Genomic DNA, 25,269 nt, shown 5'->3' with positions numbered 1-25,269 from the left:
AAACAGGGTTAGAGCCCGCTGGTATACAGGGTATCGACTAAAGGCTAGTAAATACGCGACTTCAGGTAGCACCAGTGGACAAAATTCTTGTCTCAGCCAGCGCATTGTGTAAAGATTCGTTTTTATTAATATTTGAATAATCCCAGAACACGAGGGTGTTGCTATGCGTATCATTTTGTTGGGGGCTCCGGGCGCCGGAAAAGGCACCCAGGCTCAGTTTTTGATGAATAAATATGGGATCCCGCAAATCTCAACCGGCGATATGTTGCGTTCAGCAATTAAAGAAGGCTCTGAACTGGGACTGGCTGCTAAAGAGGTAATGGATGCGGGACAGCTGGTATCAGACGACATCATCATTGGTCTGGTAAAAGAACGGATAGCCAAAGAAGACTGCCGGAACGGCTTTTTACTGGATGGTTTTCCGCGCACAATACCGCAAGCCGATGCGATGAGAGATAACGGCGTTATTGTTGATCATGTTATTGAATTTGATGTTCCCGATGATGTGATTGTTGAACGGATGAGCGGGCGTCGGGTGCATCCGGCCTCTGGTCGTGTTTATCATGTTAAATATAATCCGCCTAAAGTAGCTGGCAAAGATGATGAAACCGGTGAAGATCTGGTTGTCCGGCCGGATGATGAAGAGGCGACAGTTCGCAAGCGGCTGGCGATTTATCATGAACAAACTGAGCTACTGGTAGGATATTACCGGCATGCTGCAGCGGCAGGCGAAACCCAGTACCATTATGTAGATGGCACTAAACCTGTTGATGAAATCAGCGCCACGCTGGTTAAACTGTTAGATTAAGGCTGACTATCGTTGCCGGCAGTCAAACCGGCCACAAAAAAGCCCTCAATTGAGGGCTTTTTCTGTTAATACCAGCTGCAGTCAGCTGATTAATCTGCCGTTGCGCAGCTTAGCTGTTAACCGCAGTTTTTACTTTGCGGCTGTCCTCAGCCGTTGCTTTGTCTTCAGTAACCAGTTGCGGCTGCTTAATATTGCCAATTGCAATTTTTCTCGGTTTTAACGCCTCTGGTACTTCGCGAACCAGTGCAATATGCAGTAAGCCATTCTCCAGCGAAGCGCCGGTAACTTTGACGTAATCTGACAACTGAAATTTACGCTCAAAATTGCGCTCAGCAATGCCCTGATGGACAAAATGACGCCCACTATCCTTACTGTCCTTCTGACCTTGTACTACCAAGGTGTTGTTTTCAGTTTCGATTGATAATTCCTGCTCAGTAAAGCCGGCAACGGCCATAGTAATGCAGTAACTATCTTCACCGGTAACTTCAATGTTGTAAGGCGGATATGCGGGTTGTTTCTCGTTACGCGCAGCGGCGTTCATCAGGTTTGCCAGATGGTCAAAACCAATAAAAGAACGGTAAAACGGAGTAAAATCTAAGTTGTTCATAGCCAAATCCTCTATAGATAGCAAAATGGTTTATACATACCCTTCAAATGAACGGGTAAACAGCGCATCAGCAGCGTTACTGCCAACTTACTGCAGCAGGTGCCTTAGCAGGCCACCTGCTCAATAAATAGGGTTGCTTAACGATTTTTCAAGAGAGGACACAGAAATTTTTTTACAGCGATTATGATTTTTTCTGAAGCGCTGCTAAGGCTGCCAGGGCAGCATCATAATCGGGTTCCTGCGCCAGCTCAGGTACCAACTGCTGGTAACGTAATTTTCCTGTGCTGTCAATCAGCAAAATGGCCCGGGTCAGCAAGCCCATGTCTTTGATCAGCAAGCCATAGTTACTGCCAAAGTCACGCCATACTGCGTCAGACAATACGGCCATATCGGCGACCTGTTCCTGCTGGCAATAGCGTTTCTGGGCAAAGGGTAAATCGGTGCTGATAGTTAGTAATACCACGTCATCTGGCATGTTGGCTACTTCGCTGTTGAAGCGTTTTGTTTGCAGCGAACAGATGCCCGTATCAATACTGGGTACTACACTGATCAGCAAAGTTTTACCCTTGAAATCGCTTAGTTGAACTGTTTTAAAGTTATTATCGACCACCTTGAACGCCGGTGCCGGCTGACCTGTTTTCAGCTCCTTTCCTAATAACACGACTTGCTGATTGCCTGCTTTGACGTCACTTACCCTGCTGGCTAAATCAGCAGTGAGATCAATGGCAGATGCTGATAGACTAAAAAAGGTGACGCACAAAAGGGTGTTCAGTAATACAGGTTTTCTAAACTGAGTTAACATAATGAATGTCCTAATTAGCTGGAAATTAATAGTATTTGCATTGATAACGCAATTTATTTGCGGCTACGGCTGTTATCAAAAGCAGTTTTGCGTCTATTATAAGCTGACGAAGTATTAAAGTGAGTGCCCAATGACCACCGCAGTACTGATATGTGATGACTCGAATCTGGCACGCAAGCAACTTGCCAGGATTTTACCACAGGACTGGCAGGACAGTGTTTATTTCGCCGGTCATGGTGCCGATGCCTTAGCTACGCTGGAGAAAGAGTCGATTGACTGGCTGTTTCTTGACTTGAATATGCCGATTATGGACGGGTATCAGGTGTTAGCTGAGCTGCAGAAACGCCAGCTCAGTGTCAATGTGGTGGTCGTGTCAGGCGATGTGCAGCCTGAGGCTTATCAGCGGGTAATGGCACTTGGCGCGCTTGATTTCATTCGTAAACCAGTTGATGCGACGAAACTGCAGACGATATTAAAAAGTGTCAGCTTGCGTCAGCCGCTAATACCCCCTGCTAAAAGCAAACGGAGCCCTGATACTGAACTTAGTGCAGAGATGCGTGATGTGTTCCAGGAAATTACCAATGTTGCGATGGGGCAGGCCGGCGACCTGCTTGCCCGTTTATTGAATGTCTTTGTCAAACTGCCAATACCTAATGTTAATGTCATTGAGGTCAGTGAACTGCATATGGCTCTGGCATCAGTGGAACAACATTCGTCTACCTCTGCTGTGTGCCAGGGCTTTATTGGCGGCGGCGTGGCGGGCGAAGCACTGTTAATCCTCACCGATTCAAGTTTTAAAGATATTGCCAACCTGCTCAACTTTCTGGGTGAACTGACACCGTCAACCGAACTTGAATTGCTGATGGATGTGGCCAATATCTTGATTGGCTCGGTGTTAAAAGGGATTGCTGAGCAGTTAGATATGAGTTTTAGCCAGGGGCACCCGGTTGTGCTTGGCCAACACGCGCCGGTAAGTGAATTAATTAAAGCTAACGCCAGGCGCTGGCGTAAAACGCTGGCAATTGAGTTGAGCTACGGTATTGAGAATTACAATATTAATTGTGACTTGCTGCTGTTATTTACCGAAGATAGTGTTAAGACTTTAAAGCAGAAAGTTGCTTTTTTACTGGAAGAATAACGATGAGTTTAACCAACGCCGAATTCGATGTTTCTGAAGTTCATTGGTTAATGGACATGTTTCAGACCGTCGATGTCGGCTTAGTCGTTTTAAACAGCGATTATCGTATTCAGGTCTGGAACGGTTTTATGCAAAGCCACAGCGGCCTGACGCCCCGTCATGTCAGAGATCGCTATTTATTCGATTTATTTCCAGAAATTGATGAAGAATGGTTGCGCCGTAAATGTGATCCGGTCATTTTGCTGAAAAATCGGGCTTTTACCATCTGGGAACAAAGACCCTATATTTTTAAGTTCAAAAATTACCGGCCGATCACTGGCAGTGCCGAGTATATGTACCAGAACAGCACTATTTTTCCGTTAACTGATACTCGTGGCCAGGTGACTCATTTGTGTATTATCATTTACGACGTTACTGATGCTGCGGTCAGTCGTACCGAGCTTGAGTCAATGAATGGCCGCTTGCAACAATTATCCAAAACAGACTTCTTAACGCAGTTAAGTACCCGTGGTCACTGGGAAGATGCCCTGATCCAGGAATTTCACCGGCTGCAGCGATACAGTCAGCACCACAGTACGTTGTTAATGTGCGATATTGACCATTTTAAACGGGTAAATGATACCTATGGCCATGCGGCAGGGGATGAAGTGATCCGCAAGGTTGCTGATGTCATTAAAGCCAATACCCGCACGACTGATCTGGCCGGACGTTATGGCGGCGAAGAATTTGCGATACTGCTGGTTGACACAACAATGCAGCAGGCGGTTTGTCTGGCCGAGCGGATCCGGCAACAGGTCGCCGCGCTGACCATTCAATTTAATAAAACCGAGTTGAATGTCACGATGAGTCTGGGACTGGCCGAGCGCGACATCAGTATGCAGGAGCATCGTCACTGGATTGAAGCCGCTGACAAGGCGTTATATCAGTCTAAAGTGGATGGCCGGAATAAAGTCAGTTGTTACCGTTCTGAAGAACCATAACACACCGGCCTTTGATAACCTGACATTCAGGCTTCAGGTGGTTCGGGTCACCGGGTCGGGACAGCGTGCCAGCAATTCGATGCTGCCGTTCTGATTACATTGCTCCAGAATGACTTCAAATCCCCACAACCGATGCAAATGCTTAAGCACCTCAGGGGTATTATTAGCTAACGGCACCCGTTGTTGCGGGATATAACGCAGCGTGAGCGCCCGGTCAGTATTAATATTGACATTGTAAACCTGAATATTCGGTTCAATCTGGCTTAAGTTGTACTGGGCTGACAGCATTTGCCGGATCCGTTGATAGCCTTCTGCATTATGAATAGCGCTGACTTCCAGGCTGTTTGCTTCATCATCGTCGATGATGGCGAACAAATGGAAATCACGGATGACTTTCGGCGATAAATACTGACTGATAAAACTTTCATCTTTAAAATTCTGCATGGCAAAATGTAATGTTTGCAGCCAGTCGCTGCCAGCAATATCAGGAAACCATTCTTTATCTTCGGCAGTGGGGTGCTGACAAATCCGGCGAATATCTGTAAACATCGCAAAGCCGAGGGCGTAAGGGTTAATGCCACCGTAATACTTGCTGTTATAATCAGGTTGTGCAACGACGTTAGTGTGGCTGTGCAGCACTTCCAGCATAAAACGGTCGCTGACTTTGCCTTCATCATACAAATGCTGCAAAATGGTGTAGTGCCAGAATGTGGCCCAACCTTCATTCATTACCTGTGTTTGTTTTTGAGGATAAAAGTACTGAGAAATTTTGCGTACTATCCTGACAATTTCACGTTGCCACGGCTTTAACAATGGCGCGTTTTTTTCAATAAAATATAGTAAATTTTCTTGTGGTTCGGCCGGGAACCGGGTTATGCACTGCTCTGCTGTCGGCGCTTTTGATGGTATAGTTCGCCATAAGTCATTAACCTGGCTTTGCAGATAGGCCTCGCGTTCTTCCTGGCGTTTTTGCTCAATATCCAGTGATATTTTCTGCGGCCGTTTATAGCGGTCAACACCGTAGTTCATCAGGGCATGGCAGGAATCCAGCATATCTTCAACTTCAGTTATGCCGTATTTTTCCTCACATTGACTAATATAATTTTTAGCGAAAACCAGATAATCAATGATGGAACCGGCATCGGTCCAGGTTTTAAATAAGTAATTATTCTTAAAAAATGAATTGTGACCATAACTGGCGTGCGCCATCACCAGCGCCTGCATGGTGATGGTATTTTCTTCCATCAGATAGGCAATGCAGGGATTAGAGTTGATAACAATTTCATATGCCAGCCCCATGTAACCGCGTTTATAATTCTGTTCGGTCTGAATAAACTTTTTGCCGTATGACCAGTGATGATACCCAAGCGGCATGCCCACACTCGAATAGGCATCCATCATTTGCTCTGCGGTAATCACTTCGATTTGATTCGGGTAAGTATCAAGCTGATAAAAGGCGGCTACCCGGGCAATTTCCTGATGGTACTCCTCTAATAAATCGAAGGTCCAGTCCGGACCGTCCGCCAGACACTGGCGCTGAGCTTTTGCTGTCACCATTTTACCTCCTCAGGCCGCCTGCGTTTTGAAAAGCTGGCGAAATACCGGATAAATATCAGCCAGCTCGCGAATGTGTGCTATCGCTAAATTGTCATGTTGAGCCAGCAATTTCTCATATTCATGCCAAAGACTCTGATGCGCCCGGGGTGTAATTTCTATGTAAGCATAATACCGAACCAGCGGTAGCAATTTATTGGCGAGCAGGGCGGCACAGGGCGCGCTGTCATCTGTCCAGTTATCGCCATCTGAGGCTTGGGCAGCATATATATTCCACTGAGTCGGGTCGAACCGCTCCGTTATTATTTCATGCATCAGTTTCAATGCTGACGACACGATAGTGCCGCCCGTTTCCTGAGAATAAAAGAACTCCTGTTCATCGACTTCTTTTGCCTGGGTATGATGGCGGATATACACTACTTCGACATTTTTATAGCTGCGGCTTAGAAATAAATACAACAAGATATAAAAGCGTTTGGCCATATCCTTGGTCGCCTGGTCCATTGAGCCGGACACATCCATCAGACAGAACATAACTGCTTTGCTGGTGGGCTCAGGTTTTTTCTGATAATTTCTAAAACGTAAATCGAAGCTATCAATAAAAGGGACTGCCGCAATGCTGGCATTCAGTTTGGCAATTTGTTCCAGCAGTACCAACCGCAGTTGCTGATCCGGTACCGGTTCAAGGTCCAGGCGTTGCAGCTGCTGCTCAAGCTCAGCCAGTGCAGCTTTTTTGCCCGCTGTCATGGCAACACGTCTGGCCAGAGAGCCACGAAGCGAACGGACAATGTCTATATTGCTCGGAACACCCTCAGCCCGGAAACCAGCTCTGACACTCTTATACTGAACTAACTTATCCAGTTGGTTTTTCTTAAGATTGGGTAGCGCTAAATCCTCAAACAGTAAGTCCAGATATTCATCTTTGGAAATTGAAAACACAAAATCATCACTGCCTTCGCCATCTGCACTGGCATCTCCCTTGCCACTGGCTGCTGAGCCACCTTGTGGCCTTGGAATGCGATCACCTTCACTGAACTGATCATTGCCAGGATGAATAATTTGCCGGCGGCCGCCTTTTCCCTGGTGAAAGAAGGGCTCGGTAATATCTTTGCTGGGTATGGTTACGCTCTCGCCGCTACTGATATCAGTGACACTGCGTTCACTGATAGCTTCAGCGACGGCTTTCTTTATTTGCTGTTTGTAGCGACGGATAAAACGCTGCCGGTTAACAGCGCTTTTGTTTTTGCCATTAAGTCGACGGTCAATAAAGTGCGCCATACTACCTCCGGCTTTATTGTGATTTGCGAACCCGCAAATACCACTCCGACAGCAGCCTGACTTGCTTACGGGTGTAGCCTTTCTCCATCATCCGGTTGACGAAGTCATCATGTTTTTTCTGATCTTCAGTTGATGTTTTGGCATTGAAAGAAATGACGGGTAGCAGCTCTTCCGTGCTGGAGAACATTTTCTTTTCAATTACCGTGCGCAGTTTTTCGTAGCTGGTCCACAGTGGGTTTTTACCATTATTTTTGGCCTTGGCCCTGAGCACAAAGTTAACAATTTCATTGCGGAAATCTTTAGGGTTGCTGATCCCTGCCGGTTTCTCAATTTTTTCAAGCTCAGCATTAAGGGCAGCCCGGTCAAACAACTGGCCGGTTTCCGGATCCCGGTACTCCTGGTCCTGGATCCAGAAATCAGCATAGATAACATAGCGGTCAAAAATATTCTGGCCATATTCTGAGTATGATTCCAGGTAGGCAGTTTGTATTTCCTTGCCAATAAATTCGATATATTTCGGAATAAGGTAGCCTTTTAGATGCTCCAGATAACGCTCTGCCACGTCAGTCGGGAACTGTTCACGCTCAATTTGCTGCTCCAGCACATAAAATAAATGTACCGGGTTTGCCGCCACCTCAGTACTGTCAAAATTAAACACCCGCGATAATATTTTAAAAGCAAACCGGGTAGATAAACCGGTCATACCTTCATCGACACCGGCATAATCACGATACTCCTGATAAGATTTAGCTTTGGGATCAGTATCTTTCAGGCTCTCTCCATCATAGACCCGCATTTTGGAATAAATACTGGAATTTTCAGGTTGCTTCAGTCTGGATAATACGGCGAACTGAGCCAGCGAGCTGAGCGTGCCGGGTGCACAAGGCGCCGCACTTAACTCACTATGTTCCAGTAATTTCTGGTAGATTTTTTTCTCTTCACTTATTCGCAGACAATAGGGTACTTTTACGATGTATACCCGATCCAGAAAGGCTTCATTATTTTTGTTGTTACGGAACGTCTGCCACTCTGATTCATTACTGTGGGCCAGAATAATACCGTCAAACGGCAGAGCAGCCAGACCTTCAGTGCCGTTATAGTTGCCCTCCTGAGTGGCGGTCAGCAGAGGGTGCAGCACCTTTATCGGTGCTTTAAACATTTCGACAAACTCCATCAGGCCCTGGTTCGCGCGGCATAAAGCACCTGAATAACTGTACGCATCAGGATCATTCTGAGCAAAATGCTCTAATTTACGAATATCGACTTTGCCTACTAATGCTGCAATATCCTGATTATTCTCATCTCCCGGCTCAGTTTTGGCGATGGCAATCTGGTCAAGAATGGAGGGATACTTTTTAACCACTCTGAATTGACTGATGTCACCATTAAATTCGTGCAATCGCTTGGTTGCCCAAGGTGACAGAATATTACGAAGGTAACGGGGCGGAATGCCATATTCCTGCTGCAGCAAGCGGCCATCTTCATTGGCGTCGAACAGTGACAGCGGCTGGTCATAGACTGGTGATCCCTTTAAATAATAAATGGGAACCTGTTGCATCAGATGCTTGAGTTTCTCAGCCAGTGACGATTTACCACCACCCACCGGACCTAATAGGTATAAAATTTGTTTGCGTTCCTCCAAACCCTGAGCTGAATGTTTTAAGTAGGAGACGATCTGCTCTATCGCATCTTCCATACCGAAAAACTCAGAAAATGCCGGATAACGGGCAATTACCCGATTGGAGAATAAGCGGCTTAGATGAGGATCCTGCGCGGTGTCTATCAGTTCCGGTTCGCCAATAGCTATTAACAATCGCTCGGCCGCGCTGGCGTAACAACTTTTATCCTCTTTACAAAGTGCCAGATACTCCTGAATACTGAACTCTTCTTCTCGGGTGGCTTCATACCGTGATTTGTAGTGCTCAAAAATGCTCATCTGCACCTCCAGCCATTGCTCGTGGAAAACCTGATTTCGCTGCTGTCGCTTTTAAGGTTAGACAGTAAAAATCATCTTCGCCTGCCTAATTCACCGAAAATAATCATATATTTTTGATTACGTTTTGAGCGATACGTAACGCATCCGTGCCGGGTTTAGTGCCAGGATAAGAAAAGTTGTTAAGTTGACTAAGCAGGAATTAAGCAGAATAAAGATAAAAAAATACCCGGCAGTTGCCGGGTATTTTCAGTAAAGTGTGTAATGCTTAGTGACGGTTACTTGGCGAAATTGTCAGCAGCAAACTGCCAGTTTACCAGTGCCCAGAATGCATCCAGATATTTAGGACGGGCATTGCGGTAATCAATATAGTAAGCATGTTCCCATAAATCTACGGTCAGAATAGGGGTAACTGTTTTGTCCTGAATTGGCGTTGCCGCGTTGCTGGTATTAACAATATCCAGGCTGCCATCCGCTTTTTTGACTAACCAGGTCCAGCTTGAACCAAAGTTGTTTACCGCTTTATCGTTCAGCGCTTTTTTAAAGTCAGCGAACGAACCCCATTTGGCTTTAATGGCGTCAGCCAATGCGCCAGTCGGTTCACCGCCGCCGTTGGGTGATAAACAGTGCCAGTAAAAGGTATGATTCCAGACCTGAGCGGCGTTATTAAATAAGCCGCCGTCAGAGCTGCGGATAATCTCTTCTAAAGATTTGCTGGCATTAGGCGTGTCTTTAACCAGACCGTTTAATTTTTCAACATAGGTATTGTGGTGCTTACCGTAATGATATTCCAGGGTCTCTTCTGAAATATGTGGGGCTAATGCGTCTTTTGGATAAGGTAATGCTGGTAATTCAAAGGCCATTGTTGTGCTCCGTTATCGTTGTTAAAGATGTCTGCATCGCGTAGACTACAAAACCTGACTAAATTACTCAAGTTTTGGGCAATGTCAGCGTTTACGCGTTACAAGCTTCACCGGTTCGTTAAGCAAACCAGCAATTATTTTAAGTAATAATTCTGATACTGGAGCAGATATTGGGTTTTTTTTTGTGAACTCAAGTGGCAGCGGTGCAAGATAAGCGTAAAATAGTGCCAATTATTAAGTTTCTGTCGAGGTGAAAATGGAGACGCTGGATAAAATTAAACAGCAAATTGCTGAAAACCCTATTTTGTTATTTATGAAAGGTTCGCCTAAATTCCCCAGCTGCGGCTTTTCTGCTCAGGCTTCTCAGGCGCTGATTGCTTGTGGCGAACAGTTTGCGTTTGTCGATATTTTACAGCACCCGGATATTCGGGCTGAATTGCCTAAATATGCAAACTGGCCGACGTTTCCGCAATTATGGGTTGAGGGTGAATTAATAGGCGGTTGCGATATTATTCTGGAAATGTTTCAGCGCGGTGAGCTGCAGCCATTGATTAAAGAGACTGCGGCAAAAACCACAGCATCAGACGCTCAGGCCGATACTGAGTAAATATGTTCAACTGAATCAGTAATGATTCGCCAGCTAGTTCTGGAAAGATAATAAAACAGGGAGCTTTGCTCCCTGTTTTATTATTGCAGCACCCTATTCTGCAGCGACGTCAGTATCATTAGTGTCGTCTGCTTCAGCCAATGGCCAGCCGCCGAGTTGCTGCCATTTATTGACAATGTAGCAGAATAACTCCGCAGTGCGTTCGGTGTCGTATAGCGCGCTGTGTGCTTCTTTATTATCAAAGGCAATACCGGCCTGCTGGCAGGCTTTAGCGAGTACCGTTTGGCCTAACGCTAATGCTGAGAGGCTGGTGGTATCAAACGAAACAAAAGCGTGAAAAGGCGAGCGCTTGTAGTTGGTTCTGGCAATGGCTGCATTGACAAATCCCTGATCAAAGGCGGCATTGTGCGCGACAATAACCGTACGCTGGCAACCCGCTGCTTTTTGGGCCTTACGAACGGCTTTACAAATCTCTGTTAATGCTTCGCGCTCAGAAACTGCCCCCCGCAGCGGATTAAATGGATCTATACCGTTAAACGCCAGCGAGCTGGCATCCAGATTCGCCCCGGCAAAGGGCTCTACATGAAAATGCAGTGTTTCACCCGGCAGCAATATACCATTCTCATCCATTTGCAGCAGATTGACGGCGATTTCCAGCAAAGCATCTGTCTGCGCATTAAAGCCTGCTGTTTCGACGTCGATAACTACTGGGTAGTAACCACGGAATCGTTGGGCAAGCAGGGAGGTTTTATCTGTCATAAGCCAACCATTAAACAAATCAGGGCGCATTATGCCAAAAAAAATAGTCAGCGTCTTGTATTCGGCATAGTGTTTGCTTAATAAACTGCGCTAGTCTGTCGTTCTGAAACCAACAGAAACGGGCAAGCCGGGTTAAATTATTTGTAATTTTGTGGCAGGGCAAAGTAAATGCATAATTATGCTTTAATATTCATATCGTTAGCCGGTGTTCTGGTCAGTGGCAATAGCTATGCGGTCTCACAGCAATTGCGTCAATATTCTGCCAGCATTGAACAGTCTACCTGGCAACTTACCCAGCAAACGCCACTGCTGTGCCAGTTAGAACACACTATTCCGAATTTTGGTAATGCTGTATTTAAAAGCGAGGCCAGTAAGGCACTTAACCTGGAGTTCGAACTGAGAATGCTGAGAATGCCAGATACTTATGGATTGGCGGAAGTGCTGTCTATGCCCCCAGCCTGGCGTGCCGGAGAGCCGGGCAAAAACGTCGCCAGCATGGAATTATTAAAACAGTTTAATGGTGAATTACCAAAAAAGCTTGCCTGGACACTGCTGACTGAGTTAGAGCAGGGCTACAGTCCAACCTTTTATTTCGCGGATTGGTACAGTCCATACGATCATGTTGCCGCTAAACTTAATCCGGTGCAGTTTCCACCGGGTTATCATGCTTTTACCGAGTGTATTGCAAGGCTGTTGCCCTATAGTTTTGAAGATATAGCCTTTACGGTATTAAGTTACGAATCGGGTAGCGATCAGCTGACCCGGGAGTCGGAGCGACGGTTGAAACAGATTGCTGAGTACCTGCGCTATGACCCCAAAATAGAAACGATAGAGCTGCAGGGATATACCGATAGTTATGGCGGACGTTGGATGAATGAACAGTTGTCTGTGCAGCGGGCAGAAAAAATAAAGCAGTATTTGGCAGAAGCCGGGGTTGCCGACGAAAAAGTGCAGGTGGAGGGCTTTGGTGAGCGACGTCATGTGGCGCCAAATGACACCAGTCTGGGACGCGCCACCAACCGGCGGGTGGTGTTACAGATGGCCAGACCGTAGCAAAAAACAAAGCTCAGCGCCATCAGCCAACCTGGCGCATCTGGTCATCACTGCACCATGATATCTATTTGCCGCCAGTCATTCTGTTCAGAAATCAGTATTCTGACTTGTTGCTGGTTTAGCTGGTAATACAGATTGACGCGGCCATGCACTACCATGCTGTTGTCGGGTTCGCCCAGTTGCTGCCGGTAGAAATCCTGTAATTCTGCGACTGACAACCTGCTGAAATAACTGAGTACTGCGGGCAGTTTGTTTTCAAGTCTGGCAAACTCTTTTGCATCAGCGGTTAGCGGAACCTGATAAAAATTATTGGCTTTCACACTGAGGGATACAGCAGCAAACAGAGTGCAAGCCATTAACAAAACTGAATAACGCATTATGTGTCCTTTTGTGCAGCGCGATAGTACGGCATAACCATAGCAAATTTCCGCAGAGCTTGACCAGTAATTACCACCCGACATCGCCAATAATTGTAGGCAGCTTAGCCAAATATATCAGCTATTTTTCAGTCCTTTGCAATTTTTTTGAAACGATCTGGTGCCAGGCATCTTAGAAATACGGTGCTAAGTGGCAGTGGTTGACCGGCCAGCTGACAGGCCAGTGTCTCTGCCAGCAAAGGCGCCAGCAAAATGCCGCGGGCCCCAAGCCCGCCTAGCATGTACAAGCCGTCATACTCTGCAGCCGCACCCATGATAGGTAAATGATCCGGTACTGTTGCCCGAAACGCTGCCCGGGCTGCACTGACTCTGGCATCAGCAAACCAGGACGGCTGTTGCAGCTGGCTGTTAACAAGAGCAAGATTTTCCTGGTTGTCCGCATCGCTGGTGTAAGCGGTGCGGGCGACCCGGTCAAACGTAGCGCCGACAGCATGACAACCGTTAAGCGCCGGAGTGATATAGCCTTTGTGACAGAGCACAGTCTTCAGCGGCTGCATTTGGGGGCTTTCAACATGGCTTACCTGGCCGCGAACCCGGTTAACCGGCAAGTGCTGACTGACAGCAAATTCAGTAATATCAGCACCATTGGCAAGCACCACGCTGCTGTAGAGGGCATCGGGTGAGTGGTCAGCAAACTGCAGTTGCCAGGGCTCAGCGCCTGTGATGCCAGGCGTTATGCCACAGACTTTTTTATTAAACTTAACCTCAAAGCGGCCTGACTGCTGCAACGATGTCAGCGCAGCCTGGCAAAATTGTTGCGGGCTCAACCAGCCAGCTTGCGGCAAAAAAATGCCGCTATGACGAAGCGTTACGCCAGCCAGATTTGATGCCTGCTCAGCACTGACCGGATAGACCAGGGATACCGGCCAGTTTGCCAACGCTGTCAGCTTTTGCTGTCGCTGTGCTAACTCCGGGTTAGAAGCCAGGTGCAGTACCCCACACCACTGCAGGGCGAATGACAGACCTTTTGCTGACAATTGCTGATAAAAATTGCGGGCGAAGTAAAATGCCTGACAATGTAACAGACTCGCCAACGTGGGGGTCGGGTGCAGATTTGGATAGACAGCCCCCTGTAAATTGTGGGATGCCCCCTGTGCTACGTCAGGATCCGCACAAATCAGCTCAGTGTTAACGCCTTTTTTAACCAGCTGCAACGCCAGGCAGACTGAGGCAATACCACCACCGATAATAGCAACTTTGCCATTAACGCCCCGAGCTGGTTCTGGATCAGTGGCAGGCAAAGCCGGGATATAGCTGGCTGTCAACATTTCCCGTTTGCGACCAAAGCCTTTCACTTTTTTTATCAAAAAATTATGTTGTTGCAAGCCATGCTTTACCAGCCCGGCACAACTGAATGTCGCAACAGTGGTTCGCTGATGACTGAGCCGGGCCATTTGTTCAAATAAGTTGGGCTGCCACATGTCAGGGTTTTTCCCCGGGGCGAAACCATCGAGGAAAAATGCATCCGCCTGATTACTTTCAGGCAGTTGCGGAAGAAGCTCGTTCACATCCCCAAGCCATAGATCCAGCGTAACACTACCGTTATCAAAAACCAGCCTGTGGCAGCCGGGAATAGCCGGTGGATAGTAAGCCAGTAATTGCTGGCATAAATCGCTAAGCACAGTATGCGTTTGTAATGCTCTGGTAAGATCGCTCAACGTTAGCGGATATTTCTCAAAGCTGGAAAAATACAATTTGCGGCAGGGGGCATCAGGCTGTTGTTCACGGAACTGTCTGAAGCGCTGCCAGCTCATTAAAAAATTTGCACCTGTGCCAAAGCCGGTTTCTATAATATGAAAAAAAGGGCTGCTGCTCTGCTGCCAGCGTTCAGGCAAGCCGTTTTGTTTAAGGAAAACGTATTCAGTTTCTGCCAATCCCCCGTCATTTGAAAAATAAATGTCGTCAAAATCAGTAGCAACCGGCGTACCCTGTTGGTTAAAGTAAATATTGGCGTTGTTCAGCGACTGCATCTTTGGATCCGACAGGAAAATCGGCTTGTAGTTTACCTGAAGCTGACGCAAAATTAAAAAAGAGTACAACTGTACGCTGAAAGCTGACCAGTTTTAACTGCAAAGTCCGTACAATAAGCCGTCACCAAATTTTTTTTCTCTGCCGCCGCGCAGACATGGGAGTTAGCATGAAAAGAGCTGTAATCACTGGCATAGGTATTGTTTCGAGTATAGGCAATAATCAGGCAGAAGTGCTGGAATCACTTAAGGCAGGCCGGTCAGGTATTACTGCATCAGAAGAGTTCGTTGAATTTGGCTTACGCTCGCAGGTCTGGGGTAATATCAAGATGAACCCGGCAGAACATATTGACCGCAAAGCGATGCGTTTTATGGGCGACGCTGCGGCTTACGCTTATATTGCAATGCAGGAAGCGATGGCCGATGCCGGTTTAACTGCCGAGCAAATCTCAGATCCGCGGGTCGGGCTGGTAGTCGGTTCCGGCGGCGCTTCGTCTAAGACACAGATTGAAGCTGCTGACACCCTGCGGGAAAAAGGAGTAAAACGGGTTGGACCTTATGCAGTGCCCAAAACTATGTCCAGCACCTGTTCAGCCTGCCTGGCAACCCCGTTTAAAATTAAAGGAGTTAACTACTCTATCAGCTCAGCCTGTGCTACCAGTGCCCACTGTATCGGTCATGCAATGGAGCTCATCCAGCTCGGCAAGCAAGACGTTGTTTTTGCCGGCGGCGGTGAAGAGGTACACTGGACACTGGCTATGGAGTTTGACGCAATGGGCGCGTTATCCAGCCGGTATAATGAGACACCTGAGCTGGCATCGCGCACCTATGATGCCGAGCGGGATGGTTTTGTAATCAGTGGTGGTGGCGGTATCGTTGTTGTCGAAGAGCTGGAGCATGCGCTGGCCCGAGGTGCAACTATTTATGCTGAGATAGTGGGATATGGTGCCACATCTGATGGTTATGACATGGTCGCACCCAGTGGCGAGGGTGCTGTGCGTTGTATGGAAATGGCGATGCAGGGTGTAGCGGGGCCGGTTGATTACGTGAATACTCACGGTACCAGTACACCAGTCGGTGATGTGAAAGAACTGGCAGCCATTCAGCAAGTGTTTGCCGGCAAGTCACCGGCTATCAGTGCAACCAAGGCAATGACAGGCCATGCGCTTGGCGCAGCTGGCGTGCATGAAGCCATCTATTCATTGTTGATGATGAAACATAATTTTATTGCCCCCTCCATTAATATCAGCAAACTGGATGAAGCGGCTGCAGGCCTGAATATCGTGACCCACACCAAAGAGGCAACACTTAACACCATTATGTCGAATAGTTTCGGCTTTGGTGGTACTAATGCCACTTTGGTCATGCAGCGTTACCCTTCCTAGGTACGGCCGTAGTTATCAGTAAAAAGCCAGGCGAAAGTGCGCCTGGCTTTTGTTTTTTTGCTAGACTGCGCCACGGTTAGCGCAACAGCCAAAAAGTTTTACAGAAGAAAAATAAATGAAAATATACGCTGATGAAAATATGCCTCTGGTCGCTGAATTTTTTGAACAGTTAGGACAGGTAAAGTTGTTCAACGGTCGTACTGTGAGCGCGACTGACGTTGCTGATGCAGAAGTGCTGTTGGTCCGGTCAGTAACGCAGGTTAATCAGGCTTTACTGGCACAGAATACGGCGTTGCGGTATGTCGGTACGGCAACTATCGGTACGGAGCATATTGATCAGGGCTATCTGGCCGGACGCAATATCAGTTTTAGTTCTGCGCCCGGCTGCAATGCCCAGTCCGTGGTGGAATATGTATTAAGTGCTATCTGGGCTCTGGCAGAAAAGTATCAGTGGCAGCTGAGCGGCAAAACGCTGGGTATTGTCGGAGTCGGACATATCGGGCAACGCCTGGCAGAGGCCGCAGCAGCGCTGGGTATTAAGCTGTTGCTATGTGATCCACCGAGGGCCGCGGCTGAGCCCGATTTTACCCACACGCCTTTTAGAGCACTGTGCACACAGGCTGATATTATCAGTTTCCATACACCGATGGTGTTAACTGGCCCCGCCCCCAGCTGGCATTTATTAGATGCAGAGGCGCTGGCACTGCTCAAACCCGGTTGTGCGCTGATTAACGCATCACGCGGTGCGGTAATTGATAATGAGGCACTGCTCCAGGCACTGACCCACCGGCCCCGTCCTGTGGTGCTGGATGTCTGGGAGCATGAGCCGGAAATTCTGCAGGCATTATTGCCTTATCTGGATATTGCGACGGCACACATAGCCGGTCACAGTATTGAAGGTAAGGCGCGCGGTACCGAGATGTTGTATCAGCAGCTTTGCACACTGCTAAATCAGCAGCCGCTGCGTCAGCTGGCTGATTTACTGGCCAGACCCGCCGTGGAAAAGGTACAGATATCTGATAATTTTGGGCTTCCGGATGTCCAAAATTTGGCACGAATGTTATATGATGTGCGTCGGGATGATGCGTTATTCCGTTTTCATATCCAGCGAGAAGGGTTTGACTGGCTGCGAAAGTCTTATCCGCCGCGACGTGAGTTCAGCTCGGTGCAGCTTTTAGGCGGTAAAGTACCGGATTGGATGACGCAGTTAGGCTTTACAAGTCAGTAATAAGGGGTTCAGGCATGGCATCGCAATACAATGTAGCAATTTTGGGCGCAACCGGATTAGTTGGACAGCATTTAATAGAAATTCTGGAGCAGCGTGATTTTCCGGTCAATCAACTTTTTCCGCTGGCCAGTAGCCGTTCTGCCGGAGGTACTGTTACCTTTAAAGGCAAAAAAATAACAGTGCTTGACGCCGATAACTTTGACTGGAGTCAGGTGCAAATCGGGTTGTTTTCGGCCGGTGGCAGTGTTTCTGCTATTTATGCCCCTAAAGCAGCCGAGGCGGGCTGTGTGGTAATTGATAACACCTCACATTTTCGCTATGACGCCGATGTCCCACTGGTTGTGCCTGAAGTAAATGCTCAGGCTATCGCCGATTTTCGCAACCGAAACATTATTGCCAACCCGAATTGTTCCACTATTCAGATGTTGGTGGCATTAAAGCCCATTTATGATGCGGTGGGAATAAGCCGGATTAATGTCGCAACCTACCAGTCGGTAAGCGGTGCGGGCCAGGCAGCATTGGATGCGCTTGCCAGTGAAACAGCACAGTTAATGAATGGCCGGCCCCTGCAAGGGGACGGCCAGTTTGCCCGGCAGATTGCCTTTAATGTGATACCGCAGATTGATGTGTTTCTGGATAACGGCTATACCAAAGAAGAAATGAAAATGCATTGGGAAACCCAGAAAATTTTTGCGGACAGCACTATTGCGGTAAATGCCACTGCGGTGCGGGTGCCGGTGTTCTACGGCCATGCTGAAGCTGTCCATATTGAAACCCGGATGCCGCTAACCGTTGAACAGGCTAAAGCATTGCTGGCGGATGCACCGGGGGTGGTACTGCTGGACGATAATGCTGATTTTCCGACTCAGGTTTGCAGTGCAACCGGCAAGGACGAAGTATTTGTCGGCCGGGTCCGGCAGGACCTCTCTTATGAAAACGGCCTGAACCTGTGGGTCGTAGCGGATAATATCCGCAAAGGCGCGGCAACAAACAGCATTCAGATTGCTGAACATCTTATCCGTGATTATCTGTAATTAACTTGGTTGCTGATATGGGGCTCCTGCGGGAGCCTTTTTTCCAGTTAAGGTTTATGCTGGTAACAATACCACTACTGATTTATATTTTGCTTACTGCTGCTGTCTAATGGTTACTCTGATAATATTGGAACAGTGTTTGCATATGTTTTCATCATTGATACCGTTATGCTGAAATAAGCCTGAATCAGCTTTTGTTGCCCGGGTAAGGAAAGGTAATGCCACTTCGTCTGTTGTCTTTATTATTGGTTGTCAATTTTTCGACGCTGCTGACGGGCGTTGCGCTGGCTGATGAGCCGGTATCAACACCACTGCGGGGGCCCAAAAATACTGATACCGCGCTTATGCAGCGCCAGTTAGGGCCGCTTAACGCAACGGATACCCTTTGGCGCATTGCTGAGCGGGTAAAACCGGCCGACGCTGATGTCACTACCTATCAGGTAATGTATGCGATATACCTGAAAAACCCAGAATCATTTATTGACGGCAATCTGAATCATTTGCGCCCGGGGGCAACATTGCAGTTGCCCAATCTGCGGGAGATCAGGGCAATTGATAATAATATTGCACGGGCCAAGTCAGACTCTGATGACAAAGCCTGGGCGGCAAGAAGCCAGGCGGCAACGCAGAATATCGCCAGTCAGCAACCTGTCAGTCAGCAAACAGCAACCCCCGCTATTTCTGCAGAGCAGCTGCAGCAGCTTACTGAGTTAAAAGATCAGTTTGGCAATTCATTGCTGATGATAGAAGCGATTGCCCGTGAGAATAATCAGCTAAAAGCGACGTTATCACAGGTACAGACCGAATTACTGGCCCTGCAGCAGCAATTGGGAGAAGACAGTACCCTGCAGCAACAATTAAATACCGTATTGCAGCAGCAAGCCGACATTTTGGCTGCGCAACAAGCCCAGCAACAACAAGAGGCCGAAGCGGCCAAAGTATTAGCGGCTGAACGGGAGCAGAGCAGCGAACTGTTAAACAATCCGCTGATTTGGGTGCTGGCAGCGTCCATTCCGGCGCTGCTCATTCTGTTGGGTGTGGTGCTATGGTTAAAACGCCGCGGTCAGCAAACGGAAGCCGCGGTGATGGCGGTGAACAACACCACAGCACCACCAGCCGATTATAAGTCACCGTTGCCACCACTTGATGACAACAACGATTTGGAAGATAGTGCCTTATTCGAAATAGACGAAAGTCTGCTGGACGATGCGTTTAATGACAGTGGTGATTTTGCGGGCACGGATGTCCTTGACGACAGTTTACCTGATTTTGATGATGACGCCCTGCTGGACGATGATGCGTTGCTTGATGATGACATTTTGCTGGACGATGACAGTTTAACAGCAAAAGGAGCCGGTAATGCAGCGGCGACAGACGATGCTTTGTCTGACGATATGCTTGACCCTGCTGAGCTCAGCAGTGAGCCTGGCAAAGCGGAATTTGATGCTGATAATATTTTGTCAGACAGTGATTTAAATGCGTTGCTGTCAGCAGAAGATGAGGACGACGCTATTATTGCGCTGGATGAGGAACCCGATGCCACAGATCTCGATAGTGATTTCGCTGGTACCGGGCCGTTAGCAGCTGATTCAGAGCAACTTACTGCAGTTGAGGCTGATGAAGAAATCATTGATCTTGATGAAAGCGAGATGGCGTCATCTGATCTGGCAGAGCTGACAGAAACGCCTGCTACTTCAGAATATCAGCCGGTTGAAGATGTCTCCGCTGATGATGATTTATTGGAAGAAATTGAGCTGGACATGCTGGATGAAACTGACGATGTTGTATCAGTATCTGATGTGCCGCCAGGTCATGATGACGACAATATTGACTCAGATCATGAGCTGACGCTTGACGAGAGCGATGTTGAACATATTCTGGTGGAGACTGACAACAGCAGCGAGCCGCTCGTTAATGAACACTTCAGCAGCGACAGCAGCGATGACGAATTAACGGACAACCAGATTGTCAGCCTGATCGAGGATGAGAGCTTTGATCGTACTGAGCTTGATGCATTTGCCGAGGCGTTAGCACTGGAGGGGGGCGGCCAGACCAGCGCCAGTCCTGCCGCCGAAGACGATAAGGCATCAGAATTACTCAGTGCGGAACTCGATGAGTTGCTCCAGCAGGTCGAAGCAGTGGAGCCTCAGCTGGGAGGAAGCATCGCTGAAGAACTGACTGCCCCGGATACTCTTACAGAAGCTGCGGGTGATGAGCTGGCTGATGATAGTGATGTTACCGCTGAAAATGAGGGCCCGGATTTACAGAGCAGCGACGATGACTCGGTAGCCAAGCCATCCGAAGCTGCATTATCAGTGGAAAACCCAAGCAAGATGCTCGATAGCTACCCTGAGCTTGAATTGGGCGATGAAGATTTTATTGATGAGGAACAGCTACATGATGAGGATGCTGTCACCGTTGATATTTCTGCCGCCGATCAGGACGCCGATCAGACGCTGGCGAAACTTGACGACAGTCAGTTTGATAATTTGCTGACTGAGTTAGAAGCGATGGCACAAACTACTGCCAGTGACAGTGAAGACCTCAGTCTGGATGTTGATGCCGTGTTCAGTGCTGCACCGCTGGAAGAGGAGACCATCGCGTTATCTGATGCAGATTTTGTTGAAATTGACAACTTACTCGCCAGCAGTGAGCAGATGCAGCAAGATGATGGCCGGTTCGAGCAGCTGAATGTTGACGTAGGCCTGGATGAATTTGCAGATGTGATTGGCAATGATAATCCGAAAGATGTTGATACCGAAGATAATGGTTTTGCAGCAAAACTTGATCTGATACGGGCTTATATCGAAATAGATGACCGGGAAAGTGCCGGCCAGATTATTACCGAGGTGCTCGATTCAGACGCCCCTGAGCATATAAAAACCGAAGCGAAAGCCCTGCAACAGAAGGCAGAGTAAATTATTGGCCCGCCCGGACGAATGCCGGGCTGCGCTCAGCACTGCTCTGCGTTATAATCGCAACGGTTTTTAAGAGGGCCCCCCATGCGAGTAGCTTTAGGTATTGAATATGATGGCACTGGCTTTTTCGGCTGGCAGCGCCAGCGTGAAGTTAACAGTGTGCAACAGGAATTAGAAACCGCCCTGACAAAAGTTGCCAATAGCCCGGTTGAGGTTTTTTGTGCCGGACGAACAGATGCCGGAGTACATGCAACCGGTCAGGTTATTCATTTTGATACCGAAGCGGTGCGCGATGAGAAAGCATGGATTATGGGGACTAATAGTCAGTTGCCAGATCAGATCGCTGTGCGCTGGGCTAAGCCTGTTGCAGAGGATTTTCATGCCCGGTTCAGTGCTACCGCCAGACGCTATCGTTATATCATTTGCAATAAGAAATACCGGCCGGCAATCTTGCGCTCCGGCCTTAGTCACTATCATCAGCCGCTGGATATCGGATTGATGCAGCAAGCTGCCCCGGTATTGCTTGGCGAGCATGACTTCAGTGCATTTCGCGCTGTCCAATGTCAGTCAAAAACACCGTTTCGTAATGTTCACCATCTGCAGTTAAGCCGGGTGGGGGACTATCTTATATTGGATATTAAAGCCAATGCCTTTTTACATCATATGGTACGCAATATTACCGGTAGTTTGCTGGAAATTGGTATGGGGCGTAAACCTGTCTACTGGCTTGGTGAGTTGCTGCAAAGTCGTAACCGTACTCTGGCCGCAGCAACAGCGAAACCAGGCGGCCTTTATCTGGTCGACGTGGATTACCCGGAACAGTTTGCTATTCCTAAAGCCGCACCAGGGCCGTTATTCTTATAATGGCTGCTAAGACCAGTTTTTTATATTCCGGATGCCGTTGTTTGTGCTTTAATAGCGCCCGTTTAGTTTTATTTCGGCGTTTTTTGACGTATTTTGTCTACTATTAGGTATAACGTCTGATACCTGTTGATAGGAATGTATTATGAGTTGGTTAGAAAAAATCCTGCCCAGAACCTCTACCTCGGCGCGCCGTAATATTCCCGAGGGCGTCTGGACAAAATGCAGCTCGTGTGATGCTGTGTTATATAAAGCCGATCTGGATCGCAATTTAGGTGTCTGCCCAAAATGTGACCACCATATGCGGGTTAATGCCCGTACCCGACTAACCCATTTTTTTGACAGCCACTCCACCACTGAAATTGCTGCAGAACTTGAACCGCAGGATCTGCTGAAATTTAAAGACAGCAAACGTTATAAAGACCGGATTACTGCAGCCCAGAAGCAGACAAATGAAAAAGATGCGATGATTGTTATGCACGGTACCTTGCATGGCATGCCAATGGTTGCTGCATCATTTGAATTTGAGTTTATGGGGGGGTCAATGGCATCGGTAGTCGGTGCTAAGTTTGTAGCCGGGGTAGAATACGCCCTGACTCACAAAGTGCCTTTTGTCTGCTTTTCAGCCAGTGGTGGTGCCCGAATGCAGGAAGCGCTGTTTTCTTTAATGCAGATGGCGAAAACGTCAGCTGCGCTGGCCAAACTCAGTGAACAGGGCTTACCGTATATTTCAGTATTAACAGACCCTACAATGGGTGGGGTATCAGCCAGTTTGGCGATGCTTGGCGATATTAATATTGGTGAACCTAAAGCGTTGATTGGCTTTGCCGGACCTAGAGTTATTGAGCAAACAGTACGGGAGAAGCTGCCAGAAGGGTTCCAGCGTAGTGAATTCTTACTGGAGCATGGCGCCATTGATCTGATTGTTGACCGGCGGAAAATGCGCGATACAATTGCCCGCCTTGTTGCCAAGTTTATGCAGTTGCCGGCACCGGTATCCGGGCACGACGCTGCTTAGGAAGTTATGTCAGCTATATCACTGTCAAGCCAATCGTGCCAGACCCTGGCCGATTGGCTTTGTTATATTGAACAAAGCCACCCAATTGATAAAATTGAGCTTGGCCTGGAACGGGTAAAAAAGGTTGCGGCACGGGCTGATCTAGCCAAGCTACCCGGTAAGGTTATTCTGATCGCAGGCACTAATGGTAAAGGGTCTACGGCCAGGACGCTGGAGCAGCTATTGCTGGCTCAGGGATTTAGCGTCGGCGTATACAGTTCGCCACATTTATTGCGCTTTAATGAGCGGTTGCGGCTGAATAACCATGACGTTACGGATGCTTTATGGGTTGATGCGCTGGCCCAGATAGAAGCGCTTCGGCATGAGATAGCGCTGACCTACTTTGAGTTTACAACGCTGGCAGCCTTTGCAATTCTTAAACGTCAACCGGTTGATTTTTGTCTGATTGAAGTGGGACTGGGTGGCAGGCTGGATGCCACCAATATTGTCAACCCTGATATCAGTGTTTTGACGACGGTGGATTTAGACCATCAGGACTGGCTTGGTAACGACAGAGAATCCATAGGCAGGGAAAAGGCCGGCGTGTTCCGGCAGGCTAAACCGGTTGTGATCGGTGAATTATTACCGCCTGCCTCTGTCAGAGCGATGGTCAGCACGCTGGCATGCCCGGCATTGATTATAAACCAGGACTACTTTTATCAGGTGAATACTGATGGCTGGGACTGGCAGTGCGGCGCAGTGGCCTATCAGGGCTTGCCTTTACCTTCACTGCCTGTACAGAATGTTGCAACCAGTCTGGCCGTACTTAAACATTTGTCGTTATTACCTGAGCATGCGTTGTTAAATCAGATCCTAACGGGGATCACATTGGCTGGCCGTATGCAGTTTTTACAACACCGTCCGGCAATTATCGTCGATGTCGCTCACAATCCGCAGTCGGCCCGTTATCTGGCGACACAATTATCAGCACTGAAGCCTCGTTATGGTAAAGTTGTGGCGTTAGCGGGCATGTTGAAAGATAAGGATATGGTGCAGGCGTTAGCGCCCTTGACCTCTGTCATTGATCAGTGGCATCTTAGCAGCCTGCCAGGTAGCCGGGGCGCTTCAGCGGCGCAATTATCGGCCGCCCTGGTGTCCGCAGCCTCTGTTCAGCCCGATTACCAGCAGTATCACGACGTGACAACAGCATTTAGCAAGCTATTATCAAAGTTGCAGGATGATGATTTACTGATTATTTTTGGATCTTTTGTCACAGTGTCTGCAGTGCTGGCAAGCTACTATCAGGAGACGACATGACTGCTGGATTTAAGCACAGATTACTCGGTGCCACGATACTGATACTAGCCGGTATCATTTTTCTGCCTGATTTACTTGATGGCGAAAAACAAGTGGTAAAAGATGACTTTAAAGTCATTCCGGACCGCCCTGAGTTTCAGGGGGTGCAACAGGCAGAACCGTTTGATCAGGCAGCATTTGACAGCGCCAGCAGTGGTGCTGCTCAGACGCCTGTTAACGAAATAGCGCTTGATACTGATGCTGCCCAGAATCAGGCTGCCAGTGCGTCTGACACAACTGATTTGCCCTCTGAGGCTTATGCTCAGGTAACTATTAATTCACAAAACACGGCTCCGGCAACTATTGCACTAAAAGACAATAAAGGCCCGACCTATACTGCGCCTGAAGAGGACGCCTGGGTGGTACGTGTCGGCAGTTTTAGTAATCCGCAAAATGCCAATGCACTGGTGGCGAAGTTGCGACAGGAAGGTTACGTGACTTTTACCCGTGATATTGTCAATAGTAATGGCCAGCAATTAACCAGTGTAATAGTAGGGCCGGAGCTTCGAAAAGCCCGCCTTGAGCAACAGGTTGAAAAACTGCAGGAATTAACAGGAATAGCGCGGTTGGTGGTAAGCCGCTATCAGGTGACTGAAAATAATTAGCCAAGCCCGAACCGGTTTGATAGAATGCGCGCCGTCATCAGGCATCCTTTGGTAGCAAATGGTTTGGGTTGATTTTGTTATATTGGCAATTATTGCCTT

General features: G+C 48.0%; 22 protein-coding genes. 13 read left to right on the top strand and 9 right to left on the bottom strand.

The annotated features are described in order from the left end of the window. The first annotated feature begins 163 nt into the window (after positions 1–163). On the top strand, positions 164–808 hold the full coding sequence (adk, locus tag R3177_RS03595) for an adenylate kinase (protein WP_318969672.1): 645 nt from the start codon (positions 164–166) through the stop codon (positions 806–808). A gap of 109 nt (positions 809–917) precedes the next feature. On the opposite strand, the gene R3177_RS03590 is transcribed toward adk, so the two are convergent. Together R3177_RS03590 and tpx are read right to left on the bottom strand one after the other, a co-directional pair. Then, on the bottom strand, positions 918–1,415 hold the full coding sequence (locus R3177_RS03590; protein ID WP_318969671.1) for an Hsp20 family protein: 498 nt from the start codon (positions 1,413–1,415) through the stop codon (positions 918–920). 181 nt (positions 1,416–1,596) lie between these two features. Then, the gene (tpx, locus tag R3177_RS03585; RefSeq protein ID WP_318969670.1) at positions 1,597–2,217 is read right to left on the bottom strand and encodes a thiol peroxidase; all 621 of its coding nucleotides are present in this window, start codon (positions 2,215–2,217) and stop codon (positions 1,597–1,599) included. A gap of 130 nt (positions 2,218–2,347) precedes the next feature. On the opposite strand from tpx, the gene R3177_RS03580 reads away from it, so the two are divergent. Both R3177_RS03580 and R3177_RS03575 read left to right on the top strand, forming a co-directional pair. Continuing rightward, the gene (locus tag R3177_RS03580; RefSeq protein WP_318969669.1) at positions 2,348–3,355 is read left to right on the top strand and encodes a response regulator; all 1,008 of its coding nucleotides are present in this window, start codon (positions 2,348–2,350) and stop codon (positions 3,353–3,355) included. A 2-nt stretch (positions 3,356–3,357) separates the two neighbouring features. Continuing rightward, a complete protein-coding gene (locus tag R3177_RS03575) occupies positions 3,358–4,335 on the top strand; it encodes a diguanylate cyclase (protein ID WP_318969668.1) in 978 nt (325 codons plus the stop codon). A 33-nt stretch (positions 4,336–4,368) separates the two neighbouring features. On the opposite strand, the gene R3177_RS03570 is transcribed toward R3177_RS03575, so the two are convergent. The 4 genes from R3177_RS03570 to sodB all read right to left on the bottom strand — a co-directional run bounded on the left by R3177_RS03570 (position 4,369) and on the right by sodB (position 9,963). Next, positions 4,369–5,892 carry a SpoVR family protein gene (locus R3177_RS03570; RefSeq protein WP_318969667.1) on the bottom strand — a complete coding sequence of 508 codons (1,524 nt, stop codon included), beginning with the start codon at positions 5,890–5,892 and terminating at the stop codon, positions 4,369–4,371. Positions 5,893–5,901: 9 nt separating this feature from the next. Then, on the bottom strand, positions 5,902–7,167 hold the full coding sequence (locus tag R3177_RS03565; RefSeq protein ID WP_318969666.1) for a YeaH/YhbH family protein: 1,266 nt from the start codon (positions 7,165–7,167) through the stop codon (positions 5,902–5,904). Between the two features lie 13 nt (positions 7,168–7,180). Continuing rightward, the gene (locus tag R3177_RS03560) at positions 7,181–9,103 is read right to left on the bottom strand and encodes a PrkA family serine protein kinase (protein ID WP_318969665.1); all 1,923 of its coding nucleotides are present in this window, start codon (positions 9,101–9,103) and stop codon (positions 7,181–7,183) included. Between the two features lie 275 nt (positions 9,104–9,378). Further along, entirely contained in the window at positions 9,379–9,963 is a 585-nt protein-coding gene (sodB, locus tag R3177_RS03555; protein WP_318969664.1) for a superoxide dismutase [Fe], read from the bottom strand. 256 nt (positions 9,964–10,219) lie between these two features. On the opposite strand from sodB, the gene R3177_RS03550 reads away from it, so the two are divergent. After that, entirely contained in the window at positions 10,220–10,570 is a 351-nt protein-coding gene (locus tag R3177_RS03550) for a Grx4 family monothiol glutaredoxin (protein ID WP_318969663.1), read from the top strand. A gap of 93 nt (positions 10,571–10,663) precedes the next feature. Here R3177_RS03550 and rnt read toward each other — a convergent pair whose 3' ends face one another. Beyond that, on the bottom strand, positions 10,664–11,329 hold the full coding sequence (rnt, locus tag R3177_RS03545) for a ribonuclease T (protein WP_318969662.1): 666 nt from the start codon (positions 11,327–11,329) through the stop codon (positions 10,664–10,666). Between the two features lie 168 nt (positions 11,330–11,497). On the opposite strand from rnt, the gene R3177_RS03540 reads away from it, so the two are divergent. After that, positions 11,498–12,382, top strand: coding sequence for a flagellar protein MotY (locus R3177_RS03540; protein WP_318969661.1), 885 nt, complete (start codon positions 11,498–11,500; stop codon positions 12,380–12,382). 47 nt (positions 12,383–12,429) lie between these two features. Here the strand turns inward: R3177_RS03540 and R3177_RS03535 are convergent, their stop codons facing one another. Further along, entirely contained in the window at positions 12,430–12,759 is a 330-nt protein-coding gene (locus tag R3177_RS03535; protein WP_318969660.1) for a hypothetical protein, read from the bottom strand. A 128-nt stretch (positions 12,760–12,887) separates the two neighbouring features. Further along, complete coding sequence (mnmC, locus tag R3177_RS03530; RefSeq protein ID WP_318969659.1) at positions 12,888–14,789, bottom strand: bifunctional tRNA (5-methylaminomethyl-2-thiouridine)(34)-methyltransferase MnmD/FAD-dependent 5-carboxymethylaminomethyl-2-thiouridine(34) oxidoreductase MnmC; 1,902 nt, start codon at positions 14,787–14,789, stop codon at positions 12,888–12,890. Positions 14,790–14,956: 167 nt separating this feature from the next. Here mnmC and fabB point away from each other — a divergent pair, with 167 nt between their 5' ends. From fabB to R3177_RS03490, 8 genes are all read left to right on the top strand, one after another. Then, positions 14,957–16,171, top strand: coding sequence for a beta-ketoacyl-ACP synthase I (fabB, locus tag R3177_RS03525; RefSeq protein WP_318969658.1), 1,215 nt, complete (start codon positions 14,957–14,959; stop codon positions 16,169–16,171). Positions 16,172–16,286: 115 nt separating this feature from the next. Further along, positions 16,287–17,399 carry a 4-phosphoerythronate dehydrogenase gene (locus R3177_RS03520; RefSeq protein ID WP_318969657.1) on the top strand — a complete coding sequence of 371 codons (1,113 nt, stop codon included), beginning with the start codon at positions 16,287–16,289 and terminating at the stop codon, positions 17,397–17,399. Between the two features lie 14 nt (positions 17,400–17,413). Further along, positions 17,414–18,433 (top strand): aspartate-semialdehyde dehydrogenase, encoded by a 1,020-nt coding sequence (locus tag R3177_RS03515; protein WP_318969656.1) that lies wholly within the window; start codon positions 17,414–17,416, stop codon positions 18,431–18,433. 218 nt (positions 18,434–18,651) lie between these two features. Continuing rightward, positions 18,652–21,351, top strand: a complete 2,700-nt coding sequence (locus R3177_RS03510; RefSeq protein WP_318969655.1) for a FimV/HubP family polar landmark protein — start codon at positions 18,652–18,654, stop codon at positions 21,349–21,351. A gap of 84 nt (positions 21,352–21,435) precedes the next feature. Further along, positions 21,436–22,215 carry a tRNA pseudouridine(38-40) synthase TruA gene (truA, locus tag R3177_RS03505; protein WP_318969654.1) on the top strand — a complete coding sequence of 260 codons (780 nt, stop codon included), beginning with the start codon at positions 21,436–21,438 and terminating at the stop codon, positions 22,213–22,215. A 142-nt stretch (positions 22,216–22,357) separates the two neighbouring features. Next, on the top strand, positions 22,358–23,230 hold the full coding sequence (gene accD / locus R3177_RS03500) for an acetyl-CoA carboxylase, carboxyltransferase subunit beta (protein WP_318969653.1): 873 nt from the start codon (positions 22,358–22,360) through the stop codon (positions 23,228–23,230). A gap of 6 nt (positions 23,231–23,236) precedes the next feature. Then, on the top strand, positions 23,237–24,526 hold the full coding sequence (gene folC, locus R3177_RS03495; RefSeq protein ID WP_318969652.1) for a bifunctional tetrahydrofolate synthase/dihydrofolate synthase: 1,290 nt from the start codon (positions 23,237–23,239) through the stop codon (positions 24,524–24,526). Next, positions 24,523–25,170, top strand: a complete 648-nt coding sequence (locus R3177_RS03490; RefSeq protein ID WP_318969651.1) for an SPOR domain-containing protein — start codon at positions 24,523–24,525, stop codon at positions 25,168–25,170. Before folC ends, R3177_RS03490 begins: the two co-directional genes overlap by 4 nt. Positions 25,171–25,269 lie beyond the last annotated feature (99 nt).

This window comes from Arsukibacterium sp. (assembly GCF_033722355.1).
Classification (GTDB): Bacteria; Pseudomonadota; Gammaproteobacteria; order Enterobacterales; family Alteromonadaceae; genus Alishewanella.
Note: the sequence above shows the minus strand (reverse complement) of the source record. Positions and strands in the feature narration are given on the sequence as shown.